Raw genomic sequence first — 24,427 nt, 5'->3', positions numbered from 1 at the left:
AGCCCCAGTCCATAAAAACTGATCTAGCTGCCGAGGTTGGACAGCCACTGGCCAAGCCAGAGGCGTTGAAACGGGGAACTCAGCCGCACCCAACCCGCCAGACCTGCAAGCCAGCTGCGCGAGCGGCTGCTAGATCCGCGATCGAGCGAGCATCGAACAGCCAGGCCGGTTTGCGCATGCGAGGGGCCAGATCAGCCCAGTCCAGATGGGTAAAGCTTGACCACTCGGTGAGGATCAAGACAGCATCCGCCTGGGCGACGGCCTCTGCAGGAGTCGCGACACGTTGCCAGACCCCTTCACCGCTCAGAGCCCCGCCAGTTGGGGCGTCTTGGGGTTCTGTTCCAAGGTCACCACTCATTTGGTGTTCGGGAACCTTGGGGTCGTAGATCGCGAGCTGAGCGCCTTCCTCCAGAAGGTCTTTGCAGATGCGGATTGCAGGAGCCTCTCGGGTGTCGTTGGTGTCCGCCTTGAAGGCAAAACCGAGAACCGCAATGCGCTTGCCGGTCACGGTGCCGAAGAGCCGTTGGACAACGAGCTGCGCAATCCGGTCTTGCTGCCAGGTGTTCAGCTCGACCACGCTTTGCCAGTACGACGCCTCAGCGTGAAGCCCGTAGTGGCCGCAGAGGTAGACCAAGTTCAGGATGTCCTTCTGGAAGCAGCTGCCGCCGAAACCAGGACCAGCCTTCAGGAACTTGGGACCAATGCGGGAATCAGTGCCGATGGCGTGGGCAACCTCGTTGACATCCGCGCCAGTGGCCTCACAAAGCGCCGCAATGGAGTTGATCGAGCTGATGCGCTGTGCCAAGAATGCATTGGCGGTCAGCTTCGAAAGTTCAGAGCTCCAGAGGTTGGTTCGGAGAATCCGATCTTGCGGGACCCAGTTGCCGTAAACCGAAGCCAAGCTCTCGATCGCAGCCGGATCCTCTCCACCAATGAGGACGCGATCCGGGGCTTCGAGGTCCGGGATGGCCGTGCCTTCCGCCAGGAACTCGGGATTGGAGAGAACGGAGAACGTCTTGGGAGAGCCGGCACCGGCGACCTCCCCTTGAGCCGCGGAAAGAATCGCCTTGACGGTGTCGGCGGTACGGACAGGAAGAGTGCTCTTCTCAACAACGATGGTGTGGCCTTGGGCACAAGCAGCTACCTGCCGAGCAGAGGCCTCGATCCAGCGCAGATCGCTGGCTTGGCCGGCACCAACACCCTTGGTTTTGGTGGGCGTGTTGACGGACAAGAAGACCATGTCCGCATTAGCGATCGCGGCATCGACCTCTGTGGAGAAGTGAAGGTTGCGCCCTCGGCAGCGACCGACGACCTGATCTAAACCGGGTTCATAGACCGGAAGCTTGGAGAGATCCGGGTCGTTCCAGGCATCAATGCGCGCCTGGTTGAGGTCCACCACCGTGACCTGGATATCGGGACAGCGATCCGCGATTACCGCCATGGTCGGGCCACCCACGTAGCCGGCGCCAATGCAGCAAATGGTGCGGATCATGCGCTCAGAAAACCTCGCGCAAGCCTATGGGTAAACCGGCTTAGGGAACCAGCAGCTGACGAAGAAGCAGCTCAATCCCACCTCGACCGTTATTTGCACCAAGAAATTAGGTGGGAAGTTTGCGAACACTCGAGCCAAGGGCTAGTCGCTGGGAGCAGGTGTGGCAGCCCTCCAGGTGAGCTCCGGGGTGAGCGGTGTGGCTGGATCCCGCGGCACTGGCAGGAGTTCGCGCAGCAACTGGGCGTAGGTGATGTTCACCCCAACGGTGGCGTTCAGCCGCTGCACCAGGCTGGCGATCAGGCGTTCCTGGGTGATCGAGAGATCCACCTCGCTGGAGAGTCCCGTCTGGTAGCGCAGGCGCACATCGCGGAAGGCCTCCAGGGCTGCGGCGACCCCGCGCCGGGCTGAGGCCAACTTGGCCAGGCTCGCTTCGTGGTTAAAGAAGGCTGCCTCCAGCCGGAGGCGAATTGCATTGCGGCGGGCGGCGTAGTTCTGCCCTGCTGCTTCGACGCGCCGCTGCAGGGCCCTGGTCTCGCCGCTGGTGGTGCCAGCGTCAAAGAGCAACCAGCGGACACTCAGGCCAAAGGACCAGTCGTATCCACTGCTGTTCAGGGTGGGGATCACGGTGGAGCCGCAACAGCCCCCGCCACTGGTGGTGATGTTGAACTGATTGACGTTCTGGCCGTAGCTGCCTCCCCCGGCAAACAAGGAGAGCCGCGGGAGCAGTTGGGCGGTGGTTGCGTCCTTTTGCAGCGCCAGGGCTGTTCGGGTGGCGAGGATCGCCTCGAGTTCGGGGTTGCCGCGGTAAGCCGCCAGCAGGCTCTGCTCGAGGTCCAGGGGCCACTGGGGCATCACGGCGATCGGATCGCTGGCGCTCGGGGTGACCGTGGCGGGCAGGTTCAGCACCAGGGCCAGCCGACGCCGGGCAATGGCACGGTCGGCCAGGGCCTGGATTAAGGCCTCTTGGTCACTGGCCTCGATGGCGCGGCGCCGCAGGACATCCAGCCGCGGAACCAGACCCGCCAATTTCAGATCGAGGGAGTCCTGAAGGATCAACAGGTCATCGCGCACCGCGGCGTCCTGGATGCGCACGTTCTGATCGGCCTGCTGCAGCTGGTAGTAGGCCTCGCTGATGGTCAGCTGGAGTTGACGCAGTTGGTTGCCGTAGACCTGACGCTCCCGCTCCAGCACCGCTCGGGCGCCCTGAACCCTGGGGGTGCGGGCGAAGTCCAGGAGGGCATAGTCCAGTTGCAGCCCCGCGGCTCCAATGCTGCTGGATTGGTTGAAGTAGGCCCCCCCGCCGGTAGGGACATAGAAGGCTCCTCCTGCTTGATAGAGGGGGCCCAAGTTCAGGTTGCCGTTGCCAACAGAGGCGGTGTTGTTGGAGCTGATCTGTCCGGTGCTCCCCCCGGCAAACGCGCTGATTCGCGGCCAGTAGGTGCCGAGGGCCGCCTGCACCTCATCGAGGGAGGCGGCGACCTGCTCCCGTTGGGCCTGCAGCTCCGGGTTGTTCTGAAAGCCAATGGCGAGGGCCTCAAGCAGGCTTAGGCCCTCAACGACTCCGTCTTTGAGCTGTTGGGGACTCGGAAGGCTCAGCGGTGCTGGGGCAGCGGCCTGGCTTGGCTGTAGTCGTTGGCTTGGGGCCCGATTGGGCTGCAGCAGGCTTCCAGGAATCGGAGCGGTGACCGCTTCGCGCGGCGGAATCCCTTGGGGATCGGCGGGGATCAGGGCATCCAGCACCCGAAGTTGCTCATCCAGCGCCTTCCAGCTGCGCTCCAGCCTCTTCACCTCCGCAGAGCTGGCTTCGATGCTGGGTTGCGCCAACGCCACCGGGCTACCAAGGCTCACCAGCACCAGGCTGCAGGCCAGGCTCGCGATTCGCCTTGTTGCAGCGACGCGCAACGTCCAAGAGAAGTTGTGCTGCAGTCTGACGAATCTGGCCAGAATCGCTCAGGCCCAGCATCCTGTCGCTATGTGGCAGCAACGTCGGCAGGACCTCCAGCAGCGTTGGCTGGGCTTGAGCGATCACAACCAGGTGGGCGTTTGCCTGGCTGGAGTCGGTGGAGTTCTGGCGCTCTGGGCGGTGTTCTGGCCCATACCTACTGAGGTGAGCGGTCAGGGGGTCTTCATCTACCCCGATAACGCTGGGGTCCTCAATGCCCGCTCCGGGGGACAGGTGCTCGACGTCGCGGTCAAGGTGGGCGAGCCGGTGCGCAAGGGCCAGGTCCTGATGACCCTCTATCTGCCGGTGCTGGAAAAACAGCTGGCGCAGCAGCGGGGAAATCTGGCCCAGTTGGAGCGAATTAATGCCGATCTTGATCAGCGCGATCTGCTCCGCTTGGAGACCGAAAAGCGCGCTGTGGAGGTGGCCCTGGCGAAGTTGACCGACGACAGCGCCCGCTATGCCCAGCTCCAGTCCACCTACAGCTCCAAGCTGAGCAATCTCGATTGGTTGGCTCGCCGGGAAGTCGTGGCCCCGCTCTCCCGCGAGGTGGTGGCCGTGCAGCAGGGCTTCACGAACACCAGCGTCGATCTCGACGCGGTGAAGATCCAGCGCAAGAAGGTGCTGACCGATTACGAGCAGGTGAAGCTCGACATCGAGACCGAGGCCCTCAATCGCCGCTATCAGATCGATGACCTCAAGCGGCAGATTCGCGTGACCGAAGCGCAGATTGCCTACGACGGGGAGGTCTTGGCCGGCCGAGACGGCAGCCTGCTCGACATTCAGGTCATCTCAGGGCAAACCGTCTCGACAGGACAGCGGCTGGGCACGATCGGACGTCCGCAGCAGCCTGGTGCCAAGGCCCCACCGCTGCGGGCCGTGGCCTATTTCTCCCCAGCCGATGCCCGGCGTTTGCCCCTGGGGTTGCGGATGGAATTGGTACCGCAGTGGAAACAGCGCGGGCGCTTCGGCGGCATCGTGGGGCAGGTCACCCAGGTCCTGACCCTGCCTGCCACCGAGGACGACGTCTCCACCACCACTGGCAACCCCCAGCTGGCCAAGGAACTCACCAAGGAGGGCCCGGTGATGCGCGCGGAGATCGAGTTGGGGCGCGACCGTTGGAGCAATGACGGCTACCGCTGGACCCTCTCCGGGGGCAGTGGGGTCTTCCCCGTCCGCGATGGCCTGACCCTGAACGCCCATGGCTACGTGGAGTGGCGCTCCCCCTTGAGTTATGTGCTTCCGGGGCTGCGTTCGCTCACCGGCGGCTACCGCACCCTCAGAATTGACGCCCTATGGAACCGTCCCTTCCTCAGGCAGCCCGGAACCTTGGAGTGAAGCTCAAGGCCTGGCGCTTACCTCCCATTCGCAATGCCCTTCTGCGCAAGGAGTTGCCCTGGTTGGTGGCGGAGGTGGTGTTGCTGTTGATCCTTTTCAACGCCAACGCCCCGGAGCTGTGGTTCTGGCTCGTGGTGCTGCTGGTGGTCTTGGGCTATCGGGTTGAGCGCTGGTGGGCCTCCAGGCCGGAGTCCTAGCGCGGTAGTAAGCCGGCCCAGGTCCGTTCGGCGTCCTGCATCGCCTGCTCCGCCTGGCGGCAGAGCAGCAGCCGAGCGGCGATCCGCTCCAGCCGCTCCAGCGGGATTCGGTTCAAGCTGGGGTCTGCGAGTTCGTGGTTCAGATCCAGCCAAGCCTGGGGCAAGGTCAAGGCTGAACTAGGCGGCAGGGGCAGGGTGCGTCGGCGCGCAGAGAGTTGTGCCTCCCACTGCTCCAGCCTCTGGCTCAGGACGCGCAGCAACGCGGCTTCGCCCTGATGGAGCTGTTCGATCAAAGCGCTGTCGTTCAGCGTGGGGGCCCGGTGCACCATTCCACCCACCATCAGGATCAGGCGCGAGCAGGCGTCATCGAGGCACTGCACCAGCCGAACGCTGGGATGGTGGCTGGCTCCTTCACCCAGTTCCAGGGTAAGGGCCGGCCGCAGTCCTCGCAGGCTGATCAGGCGAGCGCGCAGGCGCTTGTAGTCCGCGATCCCCGGTGCCGCTCTGGTGCTGTTCTCCAGGCGTTGGGCCAAGTCTTGGTAGGTCAGTCGCAGGTCGCTGAAGAGGGCGCCGTACTGCTGCAGGATGGTGTCGAGGCTGCGGGTCGGCCAGAACAGACGCAGGCTCAGCAGGCCCACCAGAACGCCAAAGACGGTCCAGAAGAAGCGCAGTGGAATCCAGGTGCCCAGGTCGGTGGAATGGGAGAGCCAGCCCATCACCACGATCAGTCCTCCCACTTTGTAGCCAACCAAGAGCTTGAGCCAACCCCCCAGTAGCCGTAGGGAGGCCAGGGTGATGGCAATGGCGAGTGGCATCGGCAGATCCCTTAATCCCCAGTAGCCCACCAGCAGCAGGATCGAGCCCAGTACGGTCCCCAGCAGCCGTTGACGACCCAACTCAATCGCGCCGCCGTAACTCCCTGTCCCGATGGAGACCACCGCCAACGGGGAGTAGAAGCCATAGGCCAAGCCGCTCATCGCGGCGAAGCCATTGCAGAGGCCAGCTGCCAGGGCCAGCCTTAATTCCGCGCGGCTGATCAGCATGGCTGGCGTGCCAGGGTCCCCAGGCTGGCGTGTAGGGGCCTGGTCTCTTCTTCGAGGGCAAGCAACTGCAAGAGGGGGAGCTGTTGGGTTTGGGCTAGCTCTTGCCAGAGTTGGGGCGCACGGGTTGGCGTGGCTTGGCCTGCGCCTTGCAGCTGCTGATTCAGCCCGCGGATGCACTCCTGCAGCGGAGTGGCTCGCCCGATTTCAAGCGTGGGTAGACCTTCGATTAAGCGCTCCCAGGCAATCCAGTGGAACTGCACGAGCTGCCAGAGCCGCAGTCGTTGCTGCCAGCGGCTGGAGTGCAGGCGCTTCTGGCGCGGGCCGCGGCGTTCCCGCTCCACCAAATCCGTCATTTTCATCAAGTCACTGGTCAGGGGAGCGGTGTTCAGCGGTCTGGGTCGCCCCTGCTCTCCATTGAGCCAGCCCTGGTAGCGCTCCAGTTGGCTCTGCAGATCAGCCAGGAGTCGATGGTCGAGCCTCTGCAACTCCCGGTAGCTATTGCGCGGCCAGAACAGCAAGCCCACCCCCAAGGCCACCAGGCAGCCCACCACTGTGTCGAGGCCGCGGTTGAAGACGTAGTCCCAATCCAACGCCTCGTAGCGAGGAATCATCAGGAACATCACACTCAAGGTGGCCGCGGTGCTCAGGCCCGATTGCCAGCCGAAGAGGCGCAAGACGGGAATCAACAACAGGATTGAGGCCATCACCCCGACCCAGCCGCTGAGGATGGTGTGCACCACAAAGGTCACCAGTCCTCCCACCACCGTTCCCATCACTCGAGCGGTCGCCGCTTTGACGGTGTGGTCATCGTTGTCATCGACAACAATCACCACCGCCATCAGCGGATACCAAACAAACTCAATTCGCTCAAACCACAGAGCAATGGCCGCCGTGATGAACACCGCCGTGAACATCTTGAGGGTGTTGCGCACCAGCAGGGCATCCACAGGCCGCGGCGTCGTTGTTCTGCGGGGAGCTTATGGAGAACTGCTGAGATGAGCTCGTTCTGAATCCATGCCTGAGTCCCAACCCGCGTTCTGGAGCCTGAAGCCCTGGTGGTGCCAGCCCTGGTCGATCCTCTTGACCGGAGTACTGGTGATCGCCGCCAGTTGGTTCCTGCTGCACCGCTGGTGGATCAGCGCACCAGTGGCCGTTGCTGTTCTGGCCTGGTGGGGTCTGTTTCTTGTCGCCGTTCCTTCGGCCTATCGCTCCGGTGCTCTTGAGGAGCCCTAGAAGAGGAATTTGAAGCGCTCGGAGCTTCCCGCTGCCGCGGCTCCGGCCGCGGTTGCTTCCGGCCATTCGGCTTTCCAATAGCTGACGCCCTCATGCATGAAGGGCTGACCGCCGAGGCGCTCGGCATTGAGTTCGGTGCTGCCCATGGCGCTGATCAAGCCACCGATTTCCATCGGCCCGAGGTCCGTGCGCAGGTCTTTGCCGGCGACGGCCAGGAGCGAGGGCAGGCGCACCAGGCTCTCCGGACGGGTGATCTGTTTGAACAGGGCCTTGAGCACCAAGCGCTGGCGATCCAGGCGACCGATGTCACCCATCTCGTCGTGGCGGAAGCGCAGGAAGCCTTCGAGGTCTCGGCCCTTGAGAACCTGTCTCCCGGGCTGCAGATCGATGTGCAGGCCTTGGGTGTTGTCGTGGTACCACATGCGCTTGGGCACGTTGACCTCAAGGCCGCCGAGGGCATCACCAAGGCGCCGGATCACCGCCAGGTTCACCAAGATGTGGTGGCGTACCGGCCGCCCAAGGTGCTTTGAGAGCTCGGCCTTCACGGCATCGGGGCCGCCATAGGCATAGAGGGCATTGGCCTTCACCGGGCCAAAGCTGCTGGAATTGATGTAGGTGTCGCGGGGCACCTGCAGCAGCTTGGTGACCCCGTTCTGCACACGCATGGTGTACATCACATCGGTGTTGCCGCCGCCCACATCGGTCCCGAGGATCACCACATCAGCGTCGCTGAGGCTGTTCCAGCTGCTGAAGGGATTGACCAGCTGATGGCGCTCGCTCACCTGGGGACTACTGAGGTAGTCCGCGACTGGAGAGGCCAGTAGGAGTCCACCACCCAGCCCAAAGCCAATGGCCGTCAACATCGCGCCGCGTTCATCGCGGCGGCGGGGCATCGGACTGGCTGGGGCTGTTTTCAGGATGGGACTCTTCATTCTCACAATTTATTTCTTTTTCTGCCGCCCATCTTGTGGGCCCCCTTGCTTTGGTGCCAGTTCTTTGGCTGGTTAGAGAGCTAGGGCCTCGTTCTGGCGCAGTCCGGCCTGAACGCGCCAGAGATTGACGTAGGCCCCGCCGGCCGCAATGAGCTCCTCGTGGCTGCCGCTCTCCACGATCCGTCCCTGGTCCATGACCACGATCCGATCCGCATGGCGCACGGTGGAGAGGCGGTGCGCAATCACCAAGGTGGTGCGCTCGGCGGTGATCCGCTCGAGGGAGCGCTGAATGGCCGCTTCGGTTTCGTTGTCCACCGCAGCGGTGGCCTCATCAAGGATCAGCACGGGCGGATTTTTGAGAATCGCTCGGGCCAGGGCAATCCGTTGGCGCTGTCCCCCGGAGAGGCGTTGACCCCGCTCTCCGACCACCGTGTCGTAGCCCTGCGGCAAGGCCTCGATAAAGCGTGAGGCTTCCGCCAGTTGCGCCGCCTGCTCGATGGCAGCGCGAGAAGCGTCAAAGCTGCCGTAGGCAATGTTCTCGGCCACGGTGCCGTGGAAGAGGAAGACCTCCTGGCTCACCAGGCCAATCGCCTTGCGCAGGTCCCCCAGCTCCAACTCCTGGACAGGCTGATCATCGATGCGGATCGTTCCGCTCTGCAATTCGTAGAGGCGCAGCAGCAGTTTCACAATGGTGCTCTTGCCGGAGCCCGTGGCCCCGACGATTCCCAGGGTGCTGCCGGCGGGAATCTCCAGATCAAAGTCCCGCAGCAGCAGGTCCCGGCCGCTGTAGCCGAAGCGCACCCGTTCAAAGCGGATCTGACCGCGGACGTTCTGGCTGGGCAGTGGGCGATGGCCGCTGGGGATGGCGATGGGGGTGTCGAGTAAATCCAGAACCCGCTGGGTCGAGGCCATGGCCCGTTGGTAGTCATCCAGGGTTCGCCCCAAGCTGGTCAGCGGCCAGAGCAGGCGTTGGGTAATGAAGACCAGGAAGGAATAGGTGCCGACATCAATCGCTCCGCGCCAGGCCTGAAGGCCGCCAATGACCAAGATCGCCAGAAAGGCAAAAAGGATCGCGAAGCGAATCAGAGGAATAAAGGCTGCCGAGAGGCGAATCGCTTTGCTGTTGCTCTTCTGGTAAGCACGGCTCTGGTTGCAGAGGCGATCGGTCTCCCACTGCTCGGCGGCGTAGCTCTTAATGGTGAGCATTCCTCCGAGGTTGTTGGCGAGTCGGCTGGCCAGGTCCCCTGCCCGCTCGCGCACCTCGCGGTAGCGCGGTTGCAGGCGCTTCTGGAAGTGCAAGGAGCCCCAGAGGATCAGGGGAATGGGTAGGAAGGAGACCCCAGCCACCGTTGGCGAAAGCCAGACCATGGCGCCCCCCACCGCCAGGACGGTTGTGATCAGCTGCAGCACCTCGTTGGCGCCGTGGTCAAGAAAACGTTCGAGCTGATTGATGTCGTCGTTGAGGATCGCCAGCAGTCGGCCGCTGGAGCTGGATTCGAAAAAGCCCATCTCCAAGCGTTGGAGATGGTCGTAGGCCTCCAGCCTGAGCTCGTGCTGCACCGTCTGGGCCAGGTTGCGCCAGAGCAGCGCATAGAGGTACTCGAACAGTGACTCCGCGCTCCAGATCACAAACGAGAGTCCCGCCAGGACCCCGAGTTGCCCGGGGATCGAGGTCACTCCCCAGCTGGCCAGCCAGGAGGTGTCTTGCTGGACAACCACATTCACCGCTAGGGCAATCAGCACCGGCGGTGCCAAGTCGAACAACTTGTTCAGCACAGAGCAGAGCGCTGCAAGCCGGACCAAGCGGCGATGGGGCCTAAGGGCGCGCAGCAGACGGCGCAGTGGGGGTTGAGCTGTGGTCATGGCGCCATTCAACGCCGGCGGGCTGAATTGAATATGAAGCTGCTCACGAGGAACTGATTTCCTGATCGCACCAGCGTTAGAACCGTGGTGTCTCTGACAGGAGGGTGTGTATGACCCGTTCGAGATCGTTTCATCGCTTCCATCGCTGGACGGCCAAGCTGAGAAGGCGCTCACTTCGAAGTGCCTTGCCTGAGCCCCGTGAAGGCGAGCTGCAGCCCATTCATCCCGTCTCCGAAGTGCGCTGCAAGGAGTGGCAGCGGGACCAGCTGCAGGATCTGATGGAGAGCGAGGCGCTCGAGGTCCGCGCCTGAGCGTTGGCTTGTCCCCTCAGCATCAAAAAATCCCTGTACCAGGACCCGTGATGGGCCTTGGACAGGGATTTTTCTTGGGATTTGGGGGAGTAGCGCCCTGGCCGTGAGGCCTAGAGCGCAACTCAATCACCAGCGATTGCCGCCGCCGCCGCCACCGCCGTAGCCGCCACCGCCGCCACCGCCGTAGCCACCGCCACCGCCGCCATAGCCGCCGCCGCGATTGCCGCCGCCACCGCCGTAGCCGCCGCCGTAGCCACCACGACCGCCGCCGCCGCCGCCACCGCCCTCACGGGGGGTCGCTTTGTTGACGCGGATCATGCGACCCATCCATTCGACGTTCTGGAGGTCGTCGATGGCTTTTTGCTCTTCAGCGTCGCTCGCCATTTCGACGAAAGCGAAGCCGCGCTTGCGGCCGGTCTCGCGATCGAGGGGCAGGCTGCACTTGCTGACCTCGCCGTACTGGCTGAACAGGTCAAGCAAATCCTCTTGTTCTGCTTGGAACGAGAGGTTTCCAACGTAAATGGTCATTCCTTAGACGGAACCTGAAAACTGATTCGTTGATGCTGTGGGGTTCCGTGTGGAGCCTGAAAGCTTTTTGGAATCAGAATCACCCTACAGTGCCGCCCTCCAAAACTCACGGTGCAGTCCAGCGATTGTTTTGGGCGTCTTCATGAGCCACTGACCACGCAGCGACGGACGATCGGCGACGAACGATTGGCTCGCTCCATCTGTTCTGTTATTGGAGCGGTAACGGGCCTTGAAGCAAGACCGAAGGGAAACCGAAGAATCCGGTTGATCCCCATTTATTGTCCCATTGTCAGCAAACGAACACCCGCTATCGGGAGCCCCTGATGACGGCACCAGTCCCCTGGAGTTTGGCTTGGAGCAAGAGCGGGGAGCTCGCACCCCAGGATCGCTTTGACCTGCTTCAGACCCTTGTGGCGATCGAAACCGAAGAGGTGCAGCCCACTTTGGTCATGGCCGTCGAGAGCATGAGCGTGGCTGAGCTCACCGCATTGTCCAGTGAATCCGTGACGGGCCTCTGTGCTTGAGGCCCGTTGGCTGGCTTGATTTAGCCCTGGACGCGAGAGATTTGAAGTTCGCGATTCAACACCTTTAGGCGCTTCAGGTTGTGGAAAACGTCCTCGGGCATGCCCTTGGGTAGGTCCACAAGGCTGTGGCTGTCGAAGATTTGAATGCGACCAATGCTGCGGCCGTTGAGGCCGGACTCATTGGCAATGGCTCCCACAATGTTTCCGGGCTTGATCCGGTCGCGCCAGCCCACCTCGATGCGGAAACGATCCATGTGGTCCTCGGGGGGGCCGTCCTGATCGCGGGGTCCGCGGCGGCCGCCGGGGGCATTGCGGGGGCCGCGATCGCGATCGCCAAAGCGATCGTTGCGGCGACCATCGCGGGACTGAGGTTGTTGGCGGATCCAGTTCTCGTCGTCATGGACCAGCAGGGGCTGATCGCCAACAGCCATCTGCAGGGCAGCCAGGGCCAGTTGCTCAGGGCTGACTTCGCTTTCTTGGCCAACCCGCTTGATGATTTCTGAGAGCAGGGCCTGCTGTTCGCTGAGGTTGCTGTTCTCCTCAGTATTCAGCCCGTTCACGGTTTGGCTCAGGCGCTCCCGCAGACGATCCAGGCGGCTCTGGTTGATGCTTGCGTTGGTTGGGATCTCCATCGGATCGATGGCGCGGCCAACAGCACGCTCTAGTCCGGTGATGAAGCGGCGCTCGCGCGGGGTCACGAAGAGGATCGCGTTACCGGTGCGGCCAGCGCGGCCCGTGCGACCAATCCGGTGCACGTAGGCCTCGGAGTCAAAGGGGATGTCGTAGTTCACGACCAGGCTGATCCGGTCTACATCCAGGCCGCGGGCAGCTACGTCGGTGGCCACCAGCACGTCAACGGTGCCGTTCTTGAGGCGCTCAATCGTGCGCTCCCGTTGGTTCTGGGCTACGTCACCGTTGAGCACTGCCACTCCGTAGCCCTTGGCTTCCAGGGCTTCGGCCACGGTGACCGTGATCGCCTTGGTGCGGGCAAAGATGATCACCCCTTCTTTGGTCTCGGCCTCGAGCACGCGGCTCAGGGCCTCGAGCTTCATTGGACCGTTGACGGTGATGAAGCGCTGCTGAATGCGGCTGGAATCCGACCCCTTGGTCTTGATCGTGATCTCAGCGGGGCTATTGAGGTACTGGTGGGAGATCCGGCGGATCTCGCTGGGCATCGTTGCCGAGAAGAGCACCACCTGCCGCTTCTCGGGTAGCTGGCTCAGAACCCATTCGACGTCGTCGATGAAGCCCATCCGCAGCATCTCGTCGGCCTCATCGAGCACCAGGCTGCGCAGCCCGGAGACATCGAGGGTGCCCTGGCGCATGTGATCCATCACCCGGCCGGGGGTGCCGACCACGATCTGCACACCTCGCTTGAGCTTGTGGATTTGATCGCGGAAATCTGATCCGCCGTAAACAGGAAGCACCCGTAGGTGGGGGAGCTTCGCGGCATAACTCTTGAAAGAGTCGGCCACCTGGATGGCCAGCTCCCGGGTCGGGGTGAGCACCAACACCTGGGGGGTTCGTTGGTTCTCATCCAGGGCCGCCAGCATCGGCAGGGCGAAGGCGGCGGTTTTACCTGTACCGGTCTGGGCTTGCCCCACCAGGTCGCGGCCAAGCATCAGCTCGGGAATGGCGGCCTGCTGGATCGGGGAGGGATCGCGGTATCCGATCTCCTCGAGGGCCTCGAGAATTTCAGGGGAGAAGCCAAAGGCTGTAAAGCCCGTCTTCTCACTGGGTTGTGCGGTCGTGATTTCGATGCTTTCGCTCGGGGCGCTGTCCTGGCTGCTAGCCAAATCGAGCGCGCTGAGATCCACAGAGCTGGTGGAGCTCTCGCAGGGGGTATTGGTCACGTAGTTGATCTGGGCCTGAATCCTTCGTCGACAGGCCGGCAGACACCCGTTTAAGAAACTGCCTTGCCCTTCACAAAGGGTGAAGAGTCAACTTAACACTTGACCCTTTGGTAGTCGTCTGCAAGCCGCTCAATGTCCTCCTCGCTGAGGTGCTCGCCCCGCTGAACTTCAACGATCAAGAGGTTTTCATCCATCGCGGCGGCGCGGTGCACCGCGCCGCGGGGCACCAGCAGGGTGGTTCCCGCCTCCGCCTTAATCGAGGTCCCGTCACATTCGAGTTGACCGGAGCCACTGACCACGACCCAGTGCTCCAAGCGGTGGTGATGGCGCTGAAGACTGAGGCGGTGGCCGGCCTGGATACAGAGGCGTTTCACCAGGTACCCCTCACCGGCACCGATGGTTTCAAACCAACCCCAAGGCCGGTGAACGATCCCTGGCTCCGCCATGGCTGCAGGCTAGGTCGGGCCTTGGTTTTGTCTGCTGCAGGCTCCAACCGGGGTGATCAAGGTGGCCTGCTGCTGGGCCCGGGTCAGGCCTGTGTAGATCAAGCGCGGATCCAGATGCCGATTTGCCGGCAGCAGGAACTGCACAGCTTTGTATTGGCTCCCCTGGGATTTGTGCACCGTCAGGGCAAAGGCGGGCTCTGCTCCATTGAGTTGGGCGGGGTGGAGGAGCCGTTGACCGGGCATCAGGATCCGGCGTTCCGCGCCGTGCTGCAGGACGACGCCGATGTCGCCATTCGCCAGGCCTTGATCTGCACGGTTCAGGCGATTGAGCACAGGGGTGCCAGGGGGCCAGTGCATCGGGGTGCTCTTGGCGAGGTCGCCCAGCAGGGCGCGGTGCACCGCCTCCACCCCCCAGGGACCCTGGCGGATCGGGCTCAGGACGACCAGGTCCTCCAGTTGCGCCAACAGCGCTGCGCTCTGCTCGGGGTCCGGGCGTCCCTCCTGCCAGTCCAGGGCTTGGCAGCTCTGGCGCAGGGCCGACGCTTGGTGCTGAACCGCCTGAAGCAGTGGTGCCGGAAGGGTGCGGCCTGAGGCTTCGAGCCAGCTCACATTCCCGTGGGGATCCAAGGCCTGGAGGCTCGGCTGCAGTTCAAGCAGCACCTCCCCCTGAAGTCCACTTGTTCCTTGGCGCAGCTGCTCGGCCAAAGCGGCAATGGCTCCGTCGTTGCGGTAAGTGGTCCGAAGCTCGACGGCGGCCTCCCCCAATCGCGGCAGTCGTTCTGGCCGGCAGAGCTCCTCGAGGACGGCCCCGGTTCCCACCGGCGGCAGTTGGTTGGCATCCCCGATGAGCAGGAGTTGCGCGTCCGCTGGCAACGCCTCCAGCAGGGCGGCCATGAGCGGCAGATCCACCATCGAGAGTTCGTCGACCACCAGCAGATCCAGCTCAAGTGGGTGGCGCCGGTTGCGGCCAAAGCGCAGCTCCCCTTGGGCCTCCAGCAGCCGGTGCAGGGTGCTGCTGGGCAGCATCTGCAGGCGCTGGGCCAGCTCCGCTTCGAGGCTTTGGCTTCCGTTGCTGACGGAGCTCGCCAGGCGGGCCGCGGCCTTGCCGGTAGGGGCGGCCAGTTGAATGCGAAGGGACGGCGTTTGGCGTAGGCAGGCGGCGAGCATCTGAACCACCGTTGAGGTCTTGCCGGTGCCGGGGCCGCCGGTCAGTAGCACCAGCCCTTGGCCCAAGGCGGCGGAGACGGCCTGGCATTGGCGGGGGTCCAGGCCTGCTTTTGCTGCGGCCGTGACCGCCCCTTGTCGCTCCGCCTCGCTGCAACTCAACTGGCGTTGTGCCCGCTGCTCGAGTGCACCCAGGCACTGATGCAGCTGCTCGTGCCAGCGCCTCCAGCGCAGGACCGTTCCGTCTTGAACGACCGGGGCTTCGGGGGCTCTGCTGGCTTGCTCGGCGCCCACCAGCCAGCCCGCCTCCTCGAGGGCGGAGACAGCGCCTGCAGGCCAGTCCTCGGTGTTGAATCCATCCGGTTCAGGGCCCCGTAGATCGAGTCCCAGCTCGCCTTCTTCCAAAGCCTCGATCAGGGCCTGGACCAGGGGTTGCAGTAGGGCACTACTGCGCTGGGGGGGGAGTAGCCGTTGGAGGCTCTCAAGGACGGCGGCGCTCAGGGCGCTCATGGTTGGCCCTCCCGCAGCAGTTCATCGAGGGCCATCACCCGCTTGAGGCTGGGTTGATCCACCAGCACCCCGGGGGTGGGGGCCTTTGGATCTGGGGTGGGGCCTGGCACGCCTCGCAGAAAGACGTAGGCGTAGCCCCCCAGGTGCTGGACGGGGTTGTAGTTCGGCAGTCGCCAGAGCAAATAGCGATGCAGCGCCACCAGATAGAGATGGGCCTGAAGGGGGTAGTGGCTACGCGCCATCAGGGTCTCCATTGCCGACTCGGAGTAGTCATTGGGGCCGCAGCGGGTGACGCTGCCGAGACGATCCCGCTGGCCGAGCCAATTGCTCTTCCAGTCCGCGACCCACCAGCGCCCCTCCCAGCAGAAGAGCAGGTCGATGGACCCGGTCAGAAAGCCCCTGCTGGCCACCTCAAGCCCCTGCAGCGTTTTGGCATAGCTCGCGCCAAAGCGGCCGCCGGGGTTTTGGGCGAAGGCCTGGGCCAGTCCGCTGCTGCGCACCACCCGCACCTCCCCGCCCTGGGTCGCCAAGGGGAGGTCGAAGTTCATCTCGTTGAGCCAGGACCCGGCCTGGAGGTCCCCCAGTCGGCAGGGGCCCAGGGGGCCGCCGAGGGGTGTCTGCATCAGTTGCTGCAGGGCCTCGAAGAGTCCGTCGCAGGCGTCCCCCTCCAGGCCAGCGCGCTGCAGCTCCTGCTCGATCACGGCATCGGCGTCCTGCCGTTCCCCGCGGCTCACCGCGCCGTAATCCAGGCGCTCCAGGATTCGGTGCAGGGCATCGCCAGGACCTGAACCCCGGGGGAAGTGGGCCAGGGGGCCCAGGTCTGGCCAGGACGCCGCACCACTGGCTGCGCTGCTCTCCTCCAGCAGGGCCTCCTCAAAGCCATCGCTCAGGGCATCGGTGTCTCGGCCCTCCTCCTGCACCTCCGGCGGCAGGCTCACCTGCGAGTGCGCCCAGGCGGAGTAGCTGGCCCGGCCCCAGCTGCTGTCGAGGGATCGCTTGGGACGGGGCCCCAGGCCCAGTTGGCCTTCTTCAGGTGCGGGTTGCCAGGGCTGGCTGATCTCCCCAGAGGCCTGGATCCGCTCGAGCGGCAGCTCCCGTTCCTGATCCCCCTCGAGCAACCAGCCGCTGAGGGGGTTCCCGGTGTCGGCTTGGTCAGGGCCGGGCCAGCCCAGCACCAGGAGGTGCTGGGCGCGGGTGCAGGCCACGTAGGCCAGCCGCTCGGCCTCGGCGATCTGGGCTTGCAGGTCCTGTTGGGCGGCGAGCCGGCCCACCCCCCAGTGGGTCTGCAGGTGCAGATCCAGTTGGGGTTGCCCGTCTGCTGTCCAGCGGCGGCCCAGGCGCTTGGCGGCTTTGGGGGCTTTCCAGAGATAGGGGCAGATCACCAGGGGGTACTCCAGTCCCTTGCTGCGGTGCACCGTGACCACGGCAATGGCGGCTTCGGCGGCATCGCTGCGGCAGAGATGGGCCTCGGGGGTGTCCCGGTTCTCTTCGAGCCGCAGCCGCCTGAGCCAGTCTGCGGCCGCTTGGGCCCCGAGGCCTTGGCGGTGCATCTGTTCTTGCACCAGTTCGGCGGCCTGCTGCACATCCGCCAGGGCCCTGCCCCGTAGGGAGAGCCGTGCCAAGCCTTCGGTGCCCTGCAGGTGAGCCAAGGCCGCCGTTAAGCCGAGTTTCGGCAGACGTGCGGCCAAGGTGCTCAACTCCGCCGTCAGCTGATCCCACTGGGCCGAGCTGCTGGCTTCGATCTCGGCGGCGGACCAACCGAGCAGGGCGGAGGCCGCCAGCAATTTCAAGCGCCCTAATTGGCCGGGTTGGGCCAGGGCATCGAGGAAGCGCTGCAGGGCACTGGCCCCCAGGCTTTCAAAGACATCACCGCGGCTCACCAGGCGGCTCGGGATCTGCCGTCGCTCCAGGGCTGCCCGGAGTGCCTCGGCTTGGTCGTGGCGGCTGACCAAGAGACAAATGTCGCCCGGGTTGATCGGGCGGCTGCGGTCCGCGGTGTTCAGCTGCAGGCCCTGGCTCAGCAGGTCCTGGCAGAGCCCCGCCACCTGGGCCTCCGGACTCTGGCTTGGATCGAGTTCCAACAGCTGCAGCGGCGCTGGGCTGCCGGGGAGCTCCAGGCTCCCCTTGCTGGCCTTGGCCAGCACCGCCGGCACCTCCAGCCGGCTCTGGATCAGCCCGGGCCGCATCAGGGCGTTCAAGCCTGCCACCAGTTCGCTGCTGGAGCGGCGGTTCTCGAATAGGCCAAAGCGCCCATCGGCTTCCTCAGCTGCCTGGCGGTAGGTCTGCAGCTCCCCGCCGCGGAAGCGGTAGATCGCCTGTTTGGGATCACCCACCATCACCAGCAGATGCCGGCTGGGCTCTTGGGCAAAGGCCCGCTTGAGGATCCGCCACTGGATCGGGTCGGTGTCTTGAAACTCATCGATCAGCGCCGCCCGGTAGCGGTGAGAGACCGCCCGTAGGAGAGCTGACGCAGCAGTGGCGTCCCGTCCCGGGTCGAGTTGCTCGAGCAGCTGGCCAAAGCTGATCTCACCGCTGCGCGCGCGCCGGCGTTGGAGCTCCGCTCGGCCCCAATGGCAGAAGTGCAGCAGGGCCAGCTCGGCTGGTCCCTCCACGACCGCGGCAATGGCCCGCAGCAGCGGGGCCTGGGGTAGGGAGACCTGATCGCCGTGGGCGGGAGCGGCGGCCTTGGTGAAGGGTCCGGGGTGGAAGTACTTCTTGAGGTCCTCCTGCTGCAGAACAGCGCTGTATCCGGCGGGAGCGTCCAGCTGGGAGAGCCAGGTCTGAACGCGATTCAGGCGATCGGGCTTGGCCTTGAGGCGATAGGGCTTGTAGTCGACCCCCAGGCTTTTGAGCTCCACCGCGGCCGCGGCGAAGTCCTGCTCCAGGGCCTCGCTGCGGGCTTCCCAGGCGGATCTGAACTGCTCCCAGCTCGCGTTCCAGTAGGGGCCGAGTTGCTCCGCCAGGTTCAGGGCGCTGCTCCAGCCCTCGGGCAACGGGGCGAGCTGCAGCGCTGGGTCGCCATCGAGGCTGCCCAGCAGGTTCACCAGCTGGTCGGGGGTGACCTGTTGGCTCTGCAGCCCCGCCACCAGATGGGGCGGAAGGGGGAGCACCTGCTGCTGCCAGTAGTCGTGGACCAGCTGCTGTCTGCGCTCGCGCCCCTGGCTCTCCAGGGCGACGTCGGGGCCTAGGCCGGCTTCGAGGGCATGGCGCTGCAGGGTCCGGCGGCAGAAGCCGTGGATGGTGGTGATGTCGGCGCGATCCAGCCGCTCCAGGGCGAGCAGCAACCGTCCCTTGATCCGAAGAACCTGCTCGGCGTCCAGGGCCGAGCGCCACTGCTGCAACGGTTCATCGGCCTCGGCGTTCTCCGCATCGAGCAGGACCAGGGCCTCCTGCAGACGCCGGGCAATGCGGTCCCGCAATTCAGCGGCGGCGGCATCGGTGAAGGTGACCACCAGCACCTCCTCGACCTCCAGGGGCCGTGCTCCCTCGCTCAGCAGCCGCAGCACCAGATGGGCCAGGGCGAAGGTCTTGCCGGTGCCCGCGCTGGCCTCCAGCAGCCGGATCCCCGGCGAGAGGCTGAAGGCGTTGGCGTCAAAGGCGGCCAGGCTCATGCCTTGACCTCCTTGCGGCACTCCAGCAGCGGCCCGTACAGGGCTAGGGCCAGGGCCTGGAGCTCCGGGGTGAGCAGGTCGCCCAGGGGCAGATCAGAGCCAAAGCAGACCCGCTGCACAGGGTCGTCCCGCTCGGCCCGTTGTTGAAAACCGCCCTCCCAGGTGTCCTTGGCCTTGGCCCAGCCGCGCCCTTGCCCCGGCCTGCTGCCCTCGGCGCTGGCATAAGCCCAACCGGTCTCCGGCGGTAGACCCCAGCAGTCCATGCGGTGATCGTCCCGCCAGCGCTGCAGTTGCCCCAAGAGCTCTCTGGCTCGCTCCGGGGTTGGGATCTCGTAGCGCTCCAGCACCCGGAAGCGATGGCGATCGCGCCCCACCAGGGCTGCACTCCGCAGTTCCAGGCCGGCGGCCGCCGCCAGGAGGCAGTCCAGCCAGAGCTGCAGGCGTTGGGGCGAGCGGGGTTTGGCGGTGTGGACCAGCACCAACTGGCCGCCGCGACTACTGATCTCGGTGCCGTAGCTCTGCCATTGCAGCGGCTGCTGCTCCGGCTCCCCCAACAGGGCCAGGCAGCTGCGCAGGCTCTCCCAGCGCTGCTCCAATTGCTCCACCTCCAGGGCACCGGCGGCCAGGGGAGGCAGCAGCCCCCGGCCCCGCTCGAGTTCGCGCCAGTTGGGACTCAGGGACTCGTCCTGCTGCTCCTCCCACTCGCGGCGCAGTAGGCCGGAGCGCTCCCGTTCCCCCAGTTCCAGGGCTTCGAGATCGAGCACGGGCTGATCGAATTCCTTAGGCCGAATGCCGAGTTGCTCCAGCCAGAGGCGTTGGGGCGCCTGGAGCCACTGCTGCAGATCGCTCCAGGCCGCGGTGGGAGAAGCCTCGGGAACCGGTGCAGCCTTCGGTGGGGTGCTGAAGGCCAGACCCTGCTGGCAGCTCAGGTCGCCTTGCTCGAGCTGTTGCCGCACCTGCAGGAGGCGTTGGTCGCAACTCGCCGCTGGCCAGGGAGCCATCTCGAGAAAGTTGCTGCGCTCCAAGGCATTGGCGGCGTGCTCCCGCAGGGGAACTGCAGCGCTGCCTAGCTGTTGGCCCAGCAGCTCCAACCATTGCCGCACCGGAGTTGAGGCTTCCAGGGTCTCGCCGGTGCGCTCATCGCGGCAGCTCCAACTCAGCAGCAGGTGCTGCCGGGCTGAGAGCAGGGCCTCCAGCAGGACATAGCGATCCTGATCGCCGCTGTTGGGATCTCCGAGCTCACGGCCGTGTTCCATCAGATGAAAGCCCGGCCGTTGGCGTTGACGGGGGAAGGCCCCGGCATCCAGTCCCATCAGCACCACCACCCGGTGCGGGATTGCCCGCATCGGCTCGAGGGCGCTGATGGTCAGGGCCCCTGAGCGGTGGCCAAAGCGGCCGCTGCCTTCGCTGAGCCTTTCTGCCAGGACATCGGCCACGACGGGGGCCGCTAACTCCAGGGGGCTGTCTGCGGCCACCGCCTGCCAGTCCGCCAGGGCGGCGTGGATGGTCTGCAGCTCCCAAGCCCAGTCCCCACCGTCGCCAAAGAGCAGGGGCAGTTGCTCCCGCAGGCCCTGCACCCACTCCGGCACCTGCCGCGATTGGGCGAACCAACGCAGGCTGCTGAGCAGCTGCCGCAGCAGGGCAATCCAGCGCCCCTGTTGCTCGAGGTTCCCGCTCAGGGCCATGGGGGCGGTGTCGCCTGGGGCCAGGCCCGGGACCTCGGGGAGCACCAGACCCAGCACGAGCCGATCGATGGCCCAACTGAGACTGTGGCTGGGATCCCCGCCGCGGTCTCGCCCATCGAGTCCCCAGCGGAAGCCAGCCCGCTGCAGCAGCGCTGTCAGTTCCCCCGACGCACTGGCTTCGAGCTGCTGGGCCGCTAGCAGTGGGCCACAGCTCAGCACGCTCTCCAGGGCGGTGGCCGTCAGGCGTTCTCCCCCGAGTTGCAGGAGGGCCAGCAGTCCTTGGGCGATGCCCGCTTCGCTCTGTTGGCTGCGGTCTGTCAGGCGCCAGGGCAGACGTACCCCTGTTGCCTCGGCATCGCCGAAGACGGCCGCCACCAGCGGGGCAAACGCCTCCACCTGGGGTGTCATCACCAAGATGTCTCGCGGTTCCAGGCTCGGGTCTGCCGCCAGCAGCTGCAGGATCTGGTCGCGCACGACCTGGAGTTGGCGCAGGCGGCCCGGGCAGGCGTGGAACTCCAGGGAGCGGTCCTGTGGAGCGCGCCTCAGGGGCTGATCGGCTTCGGGTTCGCCGGAGACCAGTTGCTCCTGCAGTTGCTCCAGCAGCGAGGGTTCCCGGTCGCCATGGCGGGCGACGGTGGCGGGGGCGAAGAAGAGATCCCCCTCCTGCCACTGGCCCAGTTGGCTCTCGCCTGTTCCTTCCAGCAATTGCTGAAATTCCGCGCCAAGCCGGCCAAAGCGGGCCTCCAGACTGGGGACGCTTAGCAACCAGTCCGCCGCCAGGGGATCGCTCTGGGCCGCGGGGCCGCTGCGCTGCCAGAGATCGCGGCAGGGGGTGAGCATGTAGAGCTCGACCTGGCGCACGGCGGAGAGGGCCTGCAGCAGCTCCACCTGCACCGGGGCCAGGCTGCTCAGGCCAAAAAACCTCAGTGGTTGATCGCTTTCCAGCTCGGGTCGCCAGCCCGCCTGGAGCCGGCCGATCAGCTCCCGCGCCCGGACGCCAAAGGGAAGGCAACCCAGGCGCTGCACCAGACGCCGCAGCAGCTCCGGTTGCCACTGCAAGCCCTCTGGGAGTGCCTGGGGTTGCTCGCTGAGCCAGGACTCCAGCATGGCCGGGCGATAGAGGCCGTAGTCATCGATGGCATCGGCGATCGCCCGGGCCAGTTGCCAGAGGGCCTGATCGAGTTTCTCCAGTCCGGAGGAGCGAACGGCCAGCCATTGGCGCAGGGGCTGCGCCGTTGGGCTCTGCAAGAGTTCCGGCAGCAGCTCCAGTAGCGGCCAGACCAGGTTTTGGGCCCGCCAGGGATCGGGACCGGTGGAGGGGGGGGCCTCCTCCTCGAGCCAGGCGTTCACCAGTTGCCGCAGCAGGCTGCTGGGGAAGGGGAAGCGCAGATTCGCGGCGATGCCGGCCGGGTTGGCTAGGGCCAGTTGCTCCCCCAGCCAACGACTGGTGGGCCAGGTGTTCACCACCACCTGGGCTTGCTCCAGCAGCCCTGGCGGATGCAGTTGCAAGTTCGTGGCCAGGACGCGAGCCAGCAGCTCAGCGCGATTGCTGCGGTAGACCGTGAGCAAGGCTCAGACGGGGCTCAGGCTGGGCGTCTGCAGGTTATGGGCAAGGCCGGGAACTGACACCACCTCGCGGCTCTCGGGGCAATAGGCGCTCAGGTCTCCGCCGTAGCAGGCGCCGGTGTCCACCATCACGATGTTGGGTAGGTGTCGGACGCTCGGGCCAGGGGTGTGGCCAATCACCACATCGCCAAAGCGCCCGTCGTACTGCTCCCAGAAGCCCATCCGCACCCGCAGATCCGGTTGCCAGGTGCTGGGGTTGAAGCCGGCATGGGTGGCGACCCAGCCTTCCCCCCAGTAGGCCAGAGGCAGTTGCTCCAGTCGCTTCAGCCAGAGGACGCAACCCTCAGGGCCGAGTTGACGGCGGGTCTCTGCGCCAGCGCCGCCGTTGCTGGGGGTCGTGCGCAGGGCTTCGATCAGGTCCTGTTCGTGGTTGCCACGCAGCCAGATGGCGCGGCCGCTCTCCACCAAACCCCAGATCCGCTCCATCGTCGCGGGGGTATCGGGGCCGCGGTTGATCGCGTCGCCGCAAAAAATCAGACGATCGCCCGCAGGCAACTGCGCCAGGAGGCTCTCGAGGGACCCCGAGCAGCCGTGCACATCACCGATGACCCAGTGGCGGGCTTTGCGACTGGCGGTCGTCATGGCTCCACTCTGGCCGGAGGCTTGACCATCTGTCAGCCCCTTGTGGGCATCCCCTCTCAGAGGCTGAAAACGCGATAGCTTCCCCCTAACCGCGCCACTCTGGATGGAGAGCCAGACCCCGGAGAGCCCCCAGCCGGTCGATCCCCGCAGCCTCTCGGTGGGACGGCGGGTTGCGATTTTGGTCAATGCCCTCGACGGGGCTAAACGCACCAACGAAGCGCTGGCCCAATGCGCCAACGGTGACGAAATGGTGGAGGTGCTTTTGAACGCCTCCTCCAAATTGGGCCTGGGATTGACCCAGGCGGAACTCATCCGGACGCCTCCGATCCGCGACTGGATCTGGTGGAAGAACAAGGAGGCGGTACTCACCATCGGCGATGCCAAGCCCCGCTATCAGCAGGACGGAGCGCAGGGCCGTTCCGATGGGGATCAGCCCCGCAAGAAGTTCCTGGGGCTGTTCTGAGCTCAGGTGGCGCTGGCTAGCGCGTCGGGGATCGTGCTGGAGGGGGCCTCAAAGCTGCCCTTGGCCACGAACTCCAGACGGAGCTTCATGAAGTCGATGAACTTCGGATCCGTGGAGACCACCGCAGCGGCGGGTTGGGGTACCTGGTCGGCAATGGCCTTGAGCTCGGGGGCCTGGAGGAAGGCCGGCCGCTTCACCAGCCAGAAGTCGATGGCCTTGCCCTGCTCGCCGTAATTGCGGACACGCTCGCGCAGCACCTCATCGAGGGGCTCTTCCACGGTGAGGAAGGCCTCACTGGCGGCCACGAAGTGGTACAGGGTCATGAACTGGTGCTGCCGAAGAGGGGTTCCCGGCGGGGATTCTGGACCAAAGCCTTCATCTGCCGCACGGCTTCCTCCAGACCCACCGCCAGGGCCCGAGCCACGATGGTGTGGCCGATGTTCAGCTCTTCCATCCCCTCGATGGCGGCAATGGGCTCAACGTTTTGATAGGTCAGGCCGTGGCCCGCGTTGACCCGCAGGCCCAGGCTGCGGGCGATGAAGGTGCCCTCGGTAATCCGTGCCAGTTCCTTGGCTTGGTGCTGCCAGCTGGCCTCGGCGTAGGTGCCGGTGTGCAGTTCCACCCAGCGGGCGCCGCTGGCCTGGCAGGCCTCGAGCTGGGCGGGATCGGCGTCGACAAACAGGCTGACCCCAATCCCGGCGTCCTGGAGACGGCCGGAGATTCCTTTGATGCTGCTCAGCTGGGATGCCACATCGAGACCGCCCTCGGTCGTGACCTCCTCGCGCTTCTCCGGCACGAGGGTGACCATGTCGGGTTGGATGCGCAGGGCGATGGTCTCCATCTCGGCTGTCGCTGCCATCTCCAGGTTCAGGCGACTGCGAACGACCTGACGCAGTAACTCCACGTCCCGGTCCTGGATGTGGCGCCGGTCCTCCCGCAGGTGCACCGTGATGCCATCGGCGCCGCCGAGCTCGGCGAGCAGGGCATAGCTCACCGGGTCGGGTTCGACCGTGCGGCGGGCCTGGCGCACATTGGCGATGTGATCGATGTTGACGCCAAGGCTCGCCATGGCAACCGCTGCTTC

21 protein-coding genes are annotated in these 24,427 nt (G+C 65.3%); 6 read left to right on the top strand and 15 right to left on the bottom strand.

The annotated features are described in order from the left end of the window. Positions 1–79: 79 nt before the first annotated feature. Together MY494_RS03995 and MY494_RS03990 are read right to left on the bottom strand one after the other, a co-directional pair. Entirely contained in the window at positions 80–1,492 is a 1,413-nt protein-coding gene (locus tag MY494_RS03995) for a nucleotide sugar dehydrogenase (RefSeq protein WP_247911455.1), read from the bottom strand. Between the two features lie 141 nt (positions 1,493–1,633). Beyond that, positions 1,634–3,394: a TolC family protein gene (locus tag MY494_RS03990; RefSeq protein WP_247911454.1), complete on the bottom strand. Its 1,761-nt coding sequence runs from the start codon at positions 3,392–3,394 to the stop codon at positions 1,634–1,636. Positions 3,395–3,464: 70 nt separating this feature from the next. Here MY494_RS03990 and MY494_RS03985 point away from each other — a divergent pair, with 70 nt between their 5' ends. Together MY494_RS03985 and MY494_RS03980 are read left to right on the top strand one after the other, a co-directional pair. Further along, positions 3,465–4,772 (top strand): NHLP bacteriocin system secretion protein, encoded by a 1,308-nt coding sequence (locus MY494_RS03985; RefSeq protein ID WP_247911453.1) that lies wholly within the window; start codon positions 3,465–3,467, stop codon positions 4,770–4,772. Further along, positions 4,769–4,969: a hypothetical protein gene (locus tag MY494_RS03980; protein ID WP_247911452.1), complete on the top strand. Its 201-nt coding sequence runs from the start codon at positions 4,769–4,771 to the stop codon at positions 4,967–4,969. The genes MY494_RS03985 and MY494_RS03980 overlap by 4 nt, the downstream gene beginning before the upstream one ends. Here MY494_RS03980 and MY494_RS03975 read toward each other — a convergent pair. Both MY494_RS03975 and MY494_RS03970 read right to left on the bottom strand, forming a co-directional pair. After that, positions 4,966–6,012 (bottom strand): FUSC family protein, encoded by a 1,047-nt coding sequence (locus MY494_RS03975; protein WP_247911451.1) that lies wholly within the window; start codon positions 6,010–6,012, stop codon positions 4,966–4,968. The genes MY494_RS03980 and MY494_RS03975 overlap by 4 nt on opposite strands. After that, positions 6,006–6,959 carry an aromatic acid exporter family protein gene (locus MY494_RS03970; RefSeq protein ID WP_247911450.1) on the bottom strand — a complete coding sequence of 318 codons (954 nt, stop codon included), beginning with the start codon at positions 6,957–6,959 and terminating at the stop codon, positions 6,006–6,008. Before MY494_RS03970 ends, MY494_RS03975 begins: the two co-directional genes overlap by 7 nt. 67 nt (positions 6,960–7,026) lie before the next feature. Between MY494_RS03970 and MY494_RS03965 the strand changes: the two genes are divergently transcribed. Next, positions 7,027–7,245: a DUF6737 family protein gene (locus MY494_RS03965; protein WP_247911449.1), complete on the top strand. Its 219-nt coding sequence runs from the start codon at positions 7,027–7,029 to the stop codon at positions 7,243–7,245. Here MY494_RS03965 and MY494_RS03960 read toward each other — a convergent pair. Then, positions 7,242–8,138: an LCP family protein gene (locus MY494_RS03960; protein ID WP_247911942.1), complete on the bottom strand. Its 897-nt coding sequence runs from the start codon at positions 8,136–8,138 to the stop codon at positions 7,242–7,244. The genes MY494_RS03965 and MY494_RS03960 overlap by 4 nt on opposite strands. Before the next feature lie 111 nt (positions 8,139–8,249). After that, positions 8,250–10,040, bottom strand: a complete 1,791-nt coding sequence (locus tag MY494_RS03955) for an ABC transporter ATP-binding protein (RefSeq protein WP_247911448.1) — start codon at positions 10,038–10,040, stop codon at positions 8,250–8,252. A 185-nt stretch (positions 10,041–10,225) separates the two neighbouring features. Here MY494_RS03955 and MY494_RS13195 point away from each other — a divergent pair, with 185 nt between their 5' ends. Next, positions 10,226–10,351, top strand: coding sequence for a hypothetical protein (locus tag MY494_RS13195; RefSeq protein ID WP_256463425.1), 126 nt, complete (start codon positions 10,226–10,228; stop codon positions 10,349–10,351). 126 nt (positions 10,352–10,477) lie between these two features. On the opposite strand, the gene MY494_RS03950 is transcribed toward MY494_RS13195, so the two are convergent. After that, positions 10,478–10,879 carry an RNA-binding protein gene (locus MY494_RS03950; RefSeq protein WP_247911447.1) on the bottom strand — a complete coding sequence of 134 codons (402 nt, stop codon included), beginning with the start codon at positions 10,877–10,879 and terminating at the stop codon, positions 10,478–10,480. Between the two features lie 323 nt (positions 10,880–11,202). Here MY494_RS03950 and MY494_RS03945 point away from each other — a divergent pair, with 323 nt between their 5' ends. After that, positions 11,203–11,403, top strand: a complete 201-nt coding sequence (locus MY494_RS03945; RefSeq protein ID WP_247911446.1) for a hypothetical protein — start codon at positions 11,203–11,205, stop codon at positions 11,401–11,403. 20 nt (positions 11,404–11,423) lie between these two features. On the opposite strand, the gene MY494_RS03940 is transcribed toward MY494_RS03945, so the two are convergent. The 6 genes from MY494_RS03940 to MY494_RS03915 all read right to left on the bottom strand — a co-directional run bounded on the left by MY494_RS03940 (position 11,424) and on the right by MY494_RS03915 (position 22,880). Beyond that, positions 11,424–13,256 carry a DEAD/DEAH box helicase gene (locus MY494_RS03940; RefSeq protein ID WP_247911445.1) on the bottom strand — a complete coding sequence of 611 codons (1,833 nt, stop codon included), beginning with the start codon at positions 13,254–13,256 and terminating at the stop codon, positions 11,424–11,426. A 92-nt stretch (positions 13,257–13,348) separates the two neighbouring features. Continuing rightward, complete coding sequence (locus MY494_RS03935; RefSeq protein ID WP_247911444.1) at positions 13,349–13,702, bottom strand: phosphomannose isomerase type II C-terminal cupin domain; 354 nt, start codon at positions 13,700–13,702, stop codon at positions 13,349–13,351. A gap of 9 nt (positions 13,703–13,711) precedes the next feature. Then, positions 13,712–15,376: an exodeoxyribonuclease V subunit alpha gene (gene recD, locus MY494_RS03930; protein ID WP_247911443.1), complete on the bottom strand. Its 1,665-nt coding sequence runs from the start codon at positions 15,374–15,376 to the stop codon at positions 13,712–13,714. Continuing rightward, positions 15,373–18,987 carry a UvrD-helicase domain-containing protein gene (locus MY494_RS03925; protein WP_247911442.1) on the bottom strand — a complete coding sequence of 1,205 codons (3,615 nt, stop codon included), beginning with the start codon at positions 18,985–18,987 and terminating at the stop codon, positions 15,373–15,375. The genes recD and MY494_RS03925 overlap by 4 nt, the downstream gene beginning before the upstream one ends. Beyond that, positions 18,984–22,241 carry an exodeoxyribonuclease V subunit gamma gene (locus MY494_RS03920; RefSeq protein ID WP_247911441.1) on the bottom strand — a complete coding sequence of 1,086 codons (3,258 nt, stop codon included), beginning with the start codon at positions 22,239–22,241 and terminating at the stop codon, positions 18,984–18,986. The genes MY494_RS03925 and MY494_RS03920 overlap by 4 nt, the downstream gene beginning before the upstream one ends. A 3-nt stretch (positions 22,242–22,244) precedes the next feature. Next, complete coding sequence (locus MY494_RS03915; protein WP_247911440.1) at positions 22,245–22,880, bottom strand: metallophosphoesterase; 636 nt, start codon at positions 22,878–22,880, stop codon at positions 22,245–22,247. 103 nt (positions 22,881–22,983) lie between these two features. Here MY494_RS03915 and MY494_RS03910 point away from each other — a divergent pair, with 103 nt between their 5' ends. Continuing rightward, a complete protein-coding gene (locus tag MY494_RS03910; RefSeq protein ID WP_247911439.1) occupies positions 22,984–23,343 on the top strand; it encodes a hypothetical protein in 360 nt (119 codons plus the stop codon). Between the two features lie 2 nt (positions 23,344–23,345). Here the strand turns inward: MY494_RS03910 and MY494_RS03905 are convergent, their stop codons facing one another. Both MY494_RS03905 and MY494_RS03900 read right to left on the bottom strand, forming a co-directional pair. Further along, entirely contained in the window at positions 23,346–23,666 is a 321-nt protein-coding gene (locus tag MY494_RS03905) for an MgPME-cyclase complex family protein (protein ID WP_247911438.1), read from the bottom strand. Further along, positions 23,663–24,412 (bottom strand): pyridoxine 5'-phosphate synthase, encoded by a 750-nt coding sequence (locus tag MY494_RS03900; RefSeq protein WP_247911437.1) that lies wholly within the window; start codon positions 24,410–24,412, stop codon positions 23,663–23,665. Before MY494_RS03900 ends, MY494_RS03905 begins: the two co-directional genes overlap by 4 nt. Positions 24,413–24,427 lie beyond the last annotated feature (15 nt).

The organism is Synechococcus sp. A10-1-5-1 (assembly GCF_023115425.1).
Classification (GTDB): domain Bacteria; phylum Cyanobacteriota; class Cyanobacteriia; order PCC-6307; family Cyanobiaceae; genus Vulcanococcus.
The sequence above is the reverse complement of the archived record's forward strand: the minus strand, read 5'-3'. Positions and strand labels throughout refer to the sequence as shown.

Coding starts and splice junctions, on each gene's coding strand:
- MY494_RS03960 (WP_247911942.1), bottom strand. CDS start 8,138: ATGCCCCGCCGCCGCGATGAACGCGGCGCGATGTTGACGGCCATTGGC.
- MY494_RS03900 (WP_247911437.1), bottom strand. CDS start 24,412: ATGGCGAGCCTTGGCGTCAACATCGATCACATCGCCAATGTGCGCCAG.
- MY494_RS03995 (WP_247911455.1), bottom strand. CDS start 1,492: ATGATCCGCACCATTTGCTGCATTGGCGCCGGCTACGTGGGTGGCCCG.
- MY494_RS03935 (WP_247911444.1), bottom strand. CDS start 13,702: ATGGCGGAGCCAGGGATCGTTCACCGGCCTTGGGGTTGGTTTGAAACC.
- MY494_RS03915 (WP_247911440.1), bottom strand. CDS start 22,880: ATGACGACCGCCAGTCGCAAAGCCCGCCACTGGGTCATCGGTGATGTG.
- recD (WP_247911443.1), bottom strand. CDS start 15,376: ATGAGCGCCCTGAGCGCCGCCGTCCTTGAGAGCCTCCAACGGCTACTC.
- MY494_RS03975 (WP_247911451.1), bottom strand. CDS start 6,012: ATGCTGATCAGCCGCGCGGAATTAAGGCTGGCCCTGGCAGCTGGCCTC.
- MY494_RS03965 (WP_247911449.1), top strand. CDS start 7,027: ATGCCTGAGTCCCAACCCGCGTTCTGGAGCCTGAAGCCCTGGTGGTGC.
- MY494_RS03955 (WP_247911448.1), bottom strand. CDS start 10,040: ATGACCACAGCTCAACCCCCACTGCGCCGTCTGCTGCGCGCCCTTAGG.
- MY494_RS03945 (WP_247911446.1), top strand. CDS start 11,203: ATGACGGCACCAGTCCCCTGGAGTTTGGCTTGGAGCAAGAGCGGGGAG.
- MY494_RS03985 (WP_247911453.1), top strand. CDS start 3,465: ATGTGGCAGCAACGTCGGCAGGACCTCCAGCAGCGTTGGCTGGGCTTG.
- MY494_RS03905 (WP_247911438.1), bottom strand. CDS start 23,666: ATGACCCTGTACCACTTCGTGGCCGCCAGTGAGGCCTTCCTCACCGTG.
- MY494_RS03925 (WP_247911442.1), bottom strand. CDS start 18,987: ATGAGCCTGGCCGCCTTTGACGCCAACGCCTTCAGCCTCTCGCCGGGG.
- MY494_RS03910 (WP_247911439.1), top strand. CDS start 22,984: ATGGAGAGCCAGACCCCGGAGAGCCCCCAGCCGGTCGATCCCCGCAGC.
- MY494_RS03950 (WP_247911447.1), bottom strand. CDS start 10,879: ATGACCATTTACGTTGGAAACCTCTCGTTCCAAGCAGAACAAGAGGAT.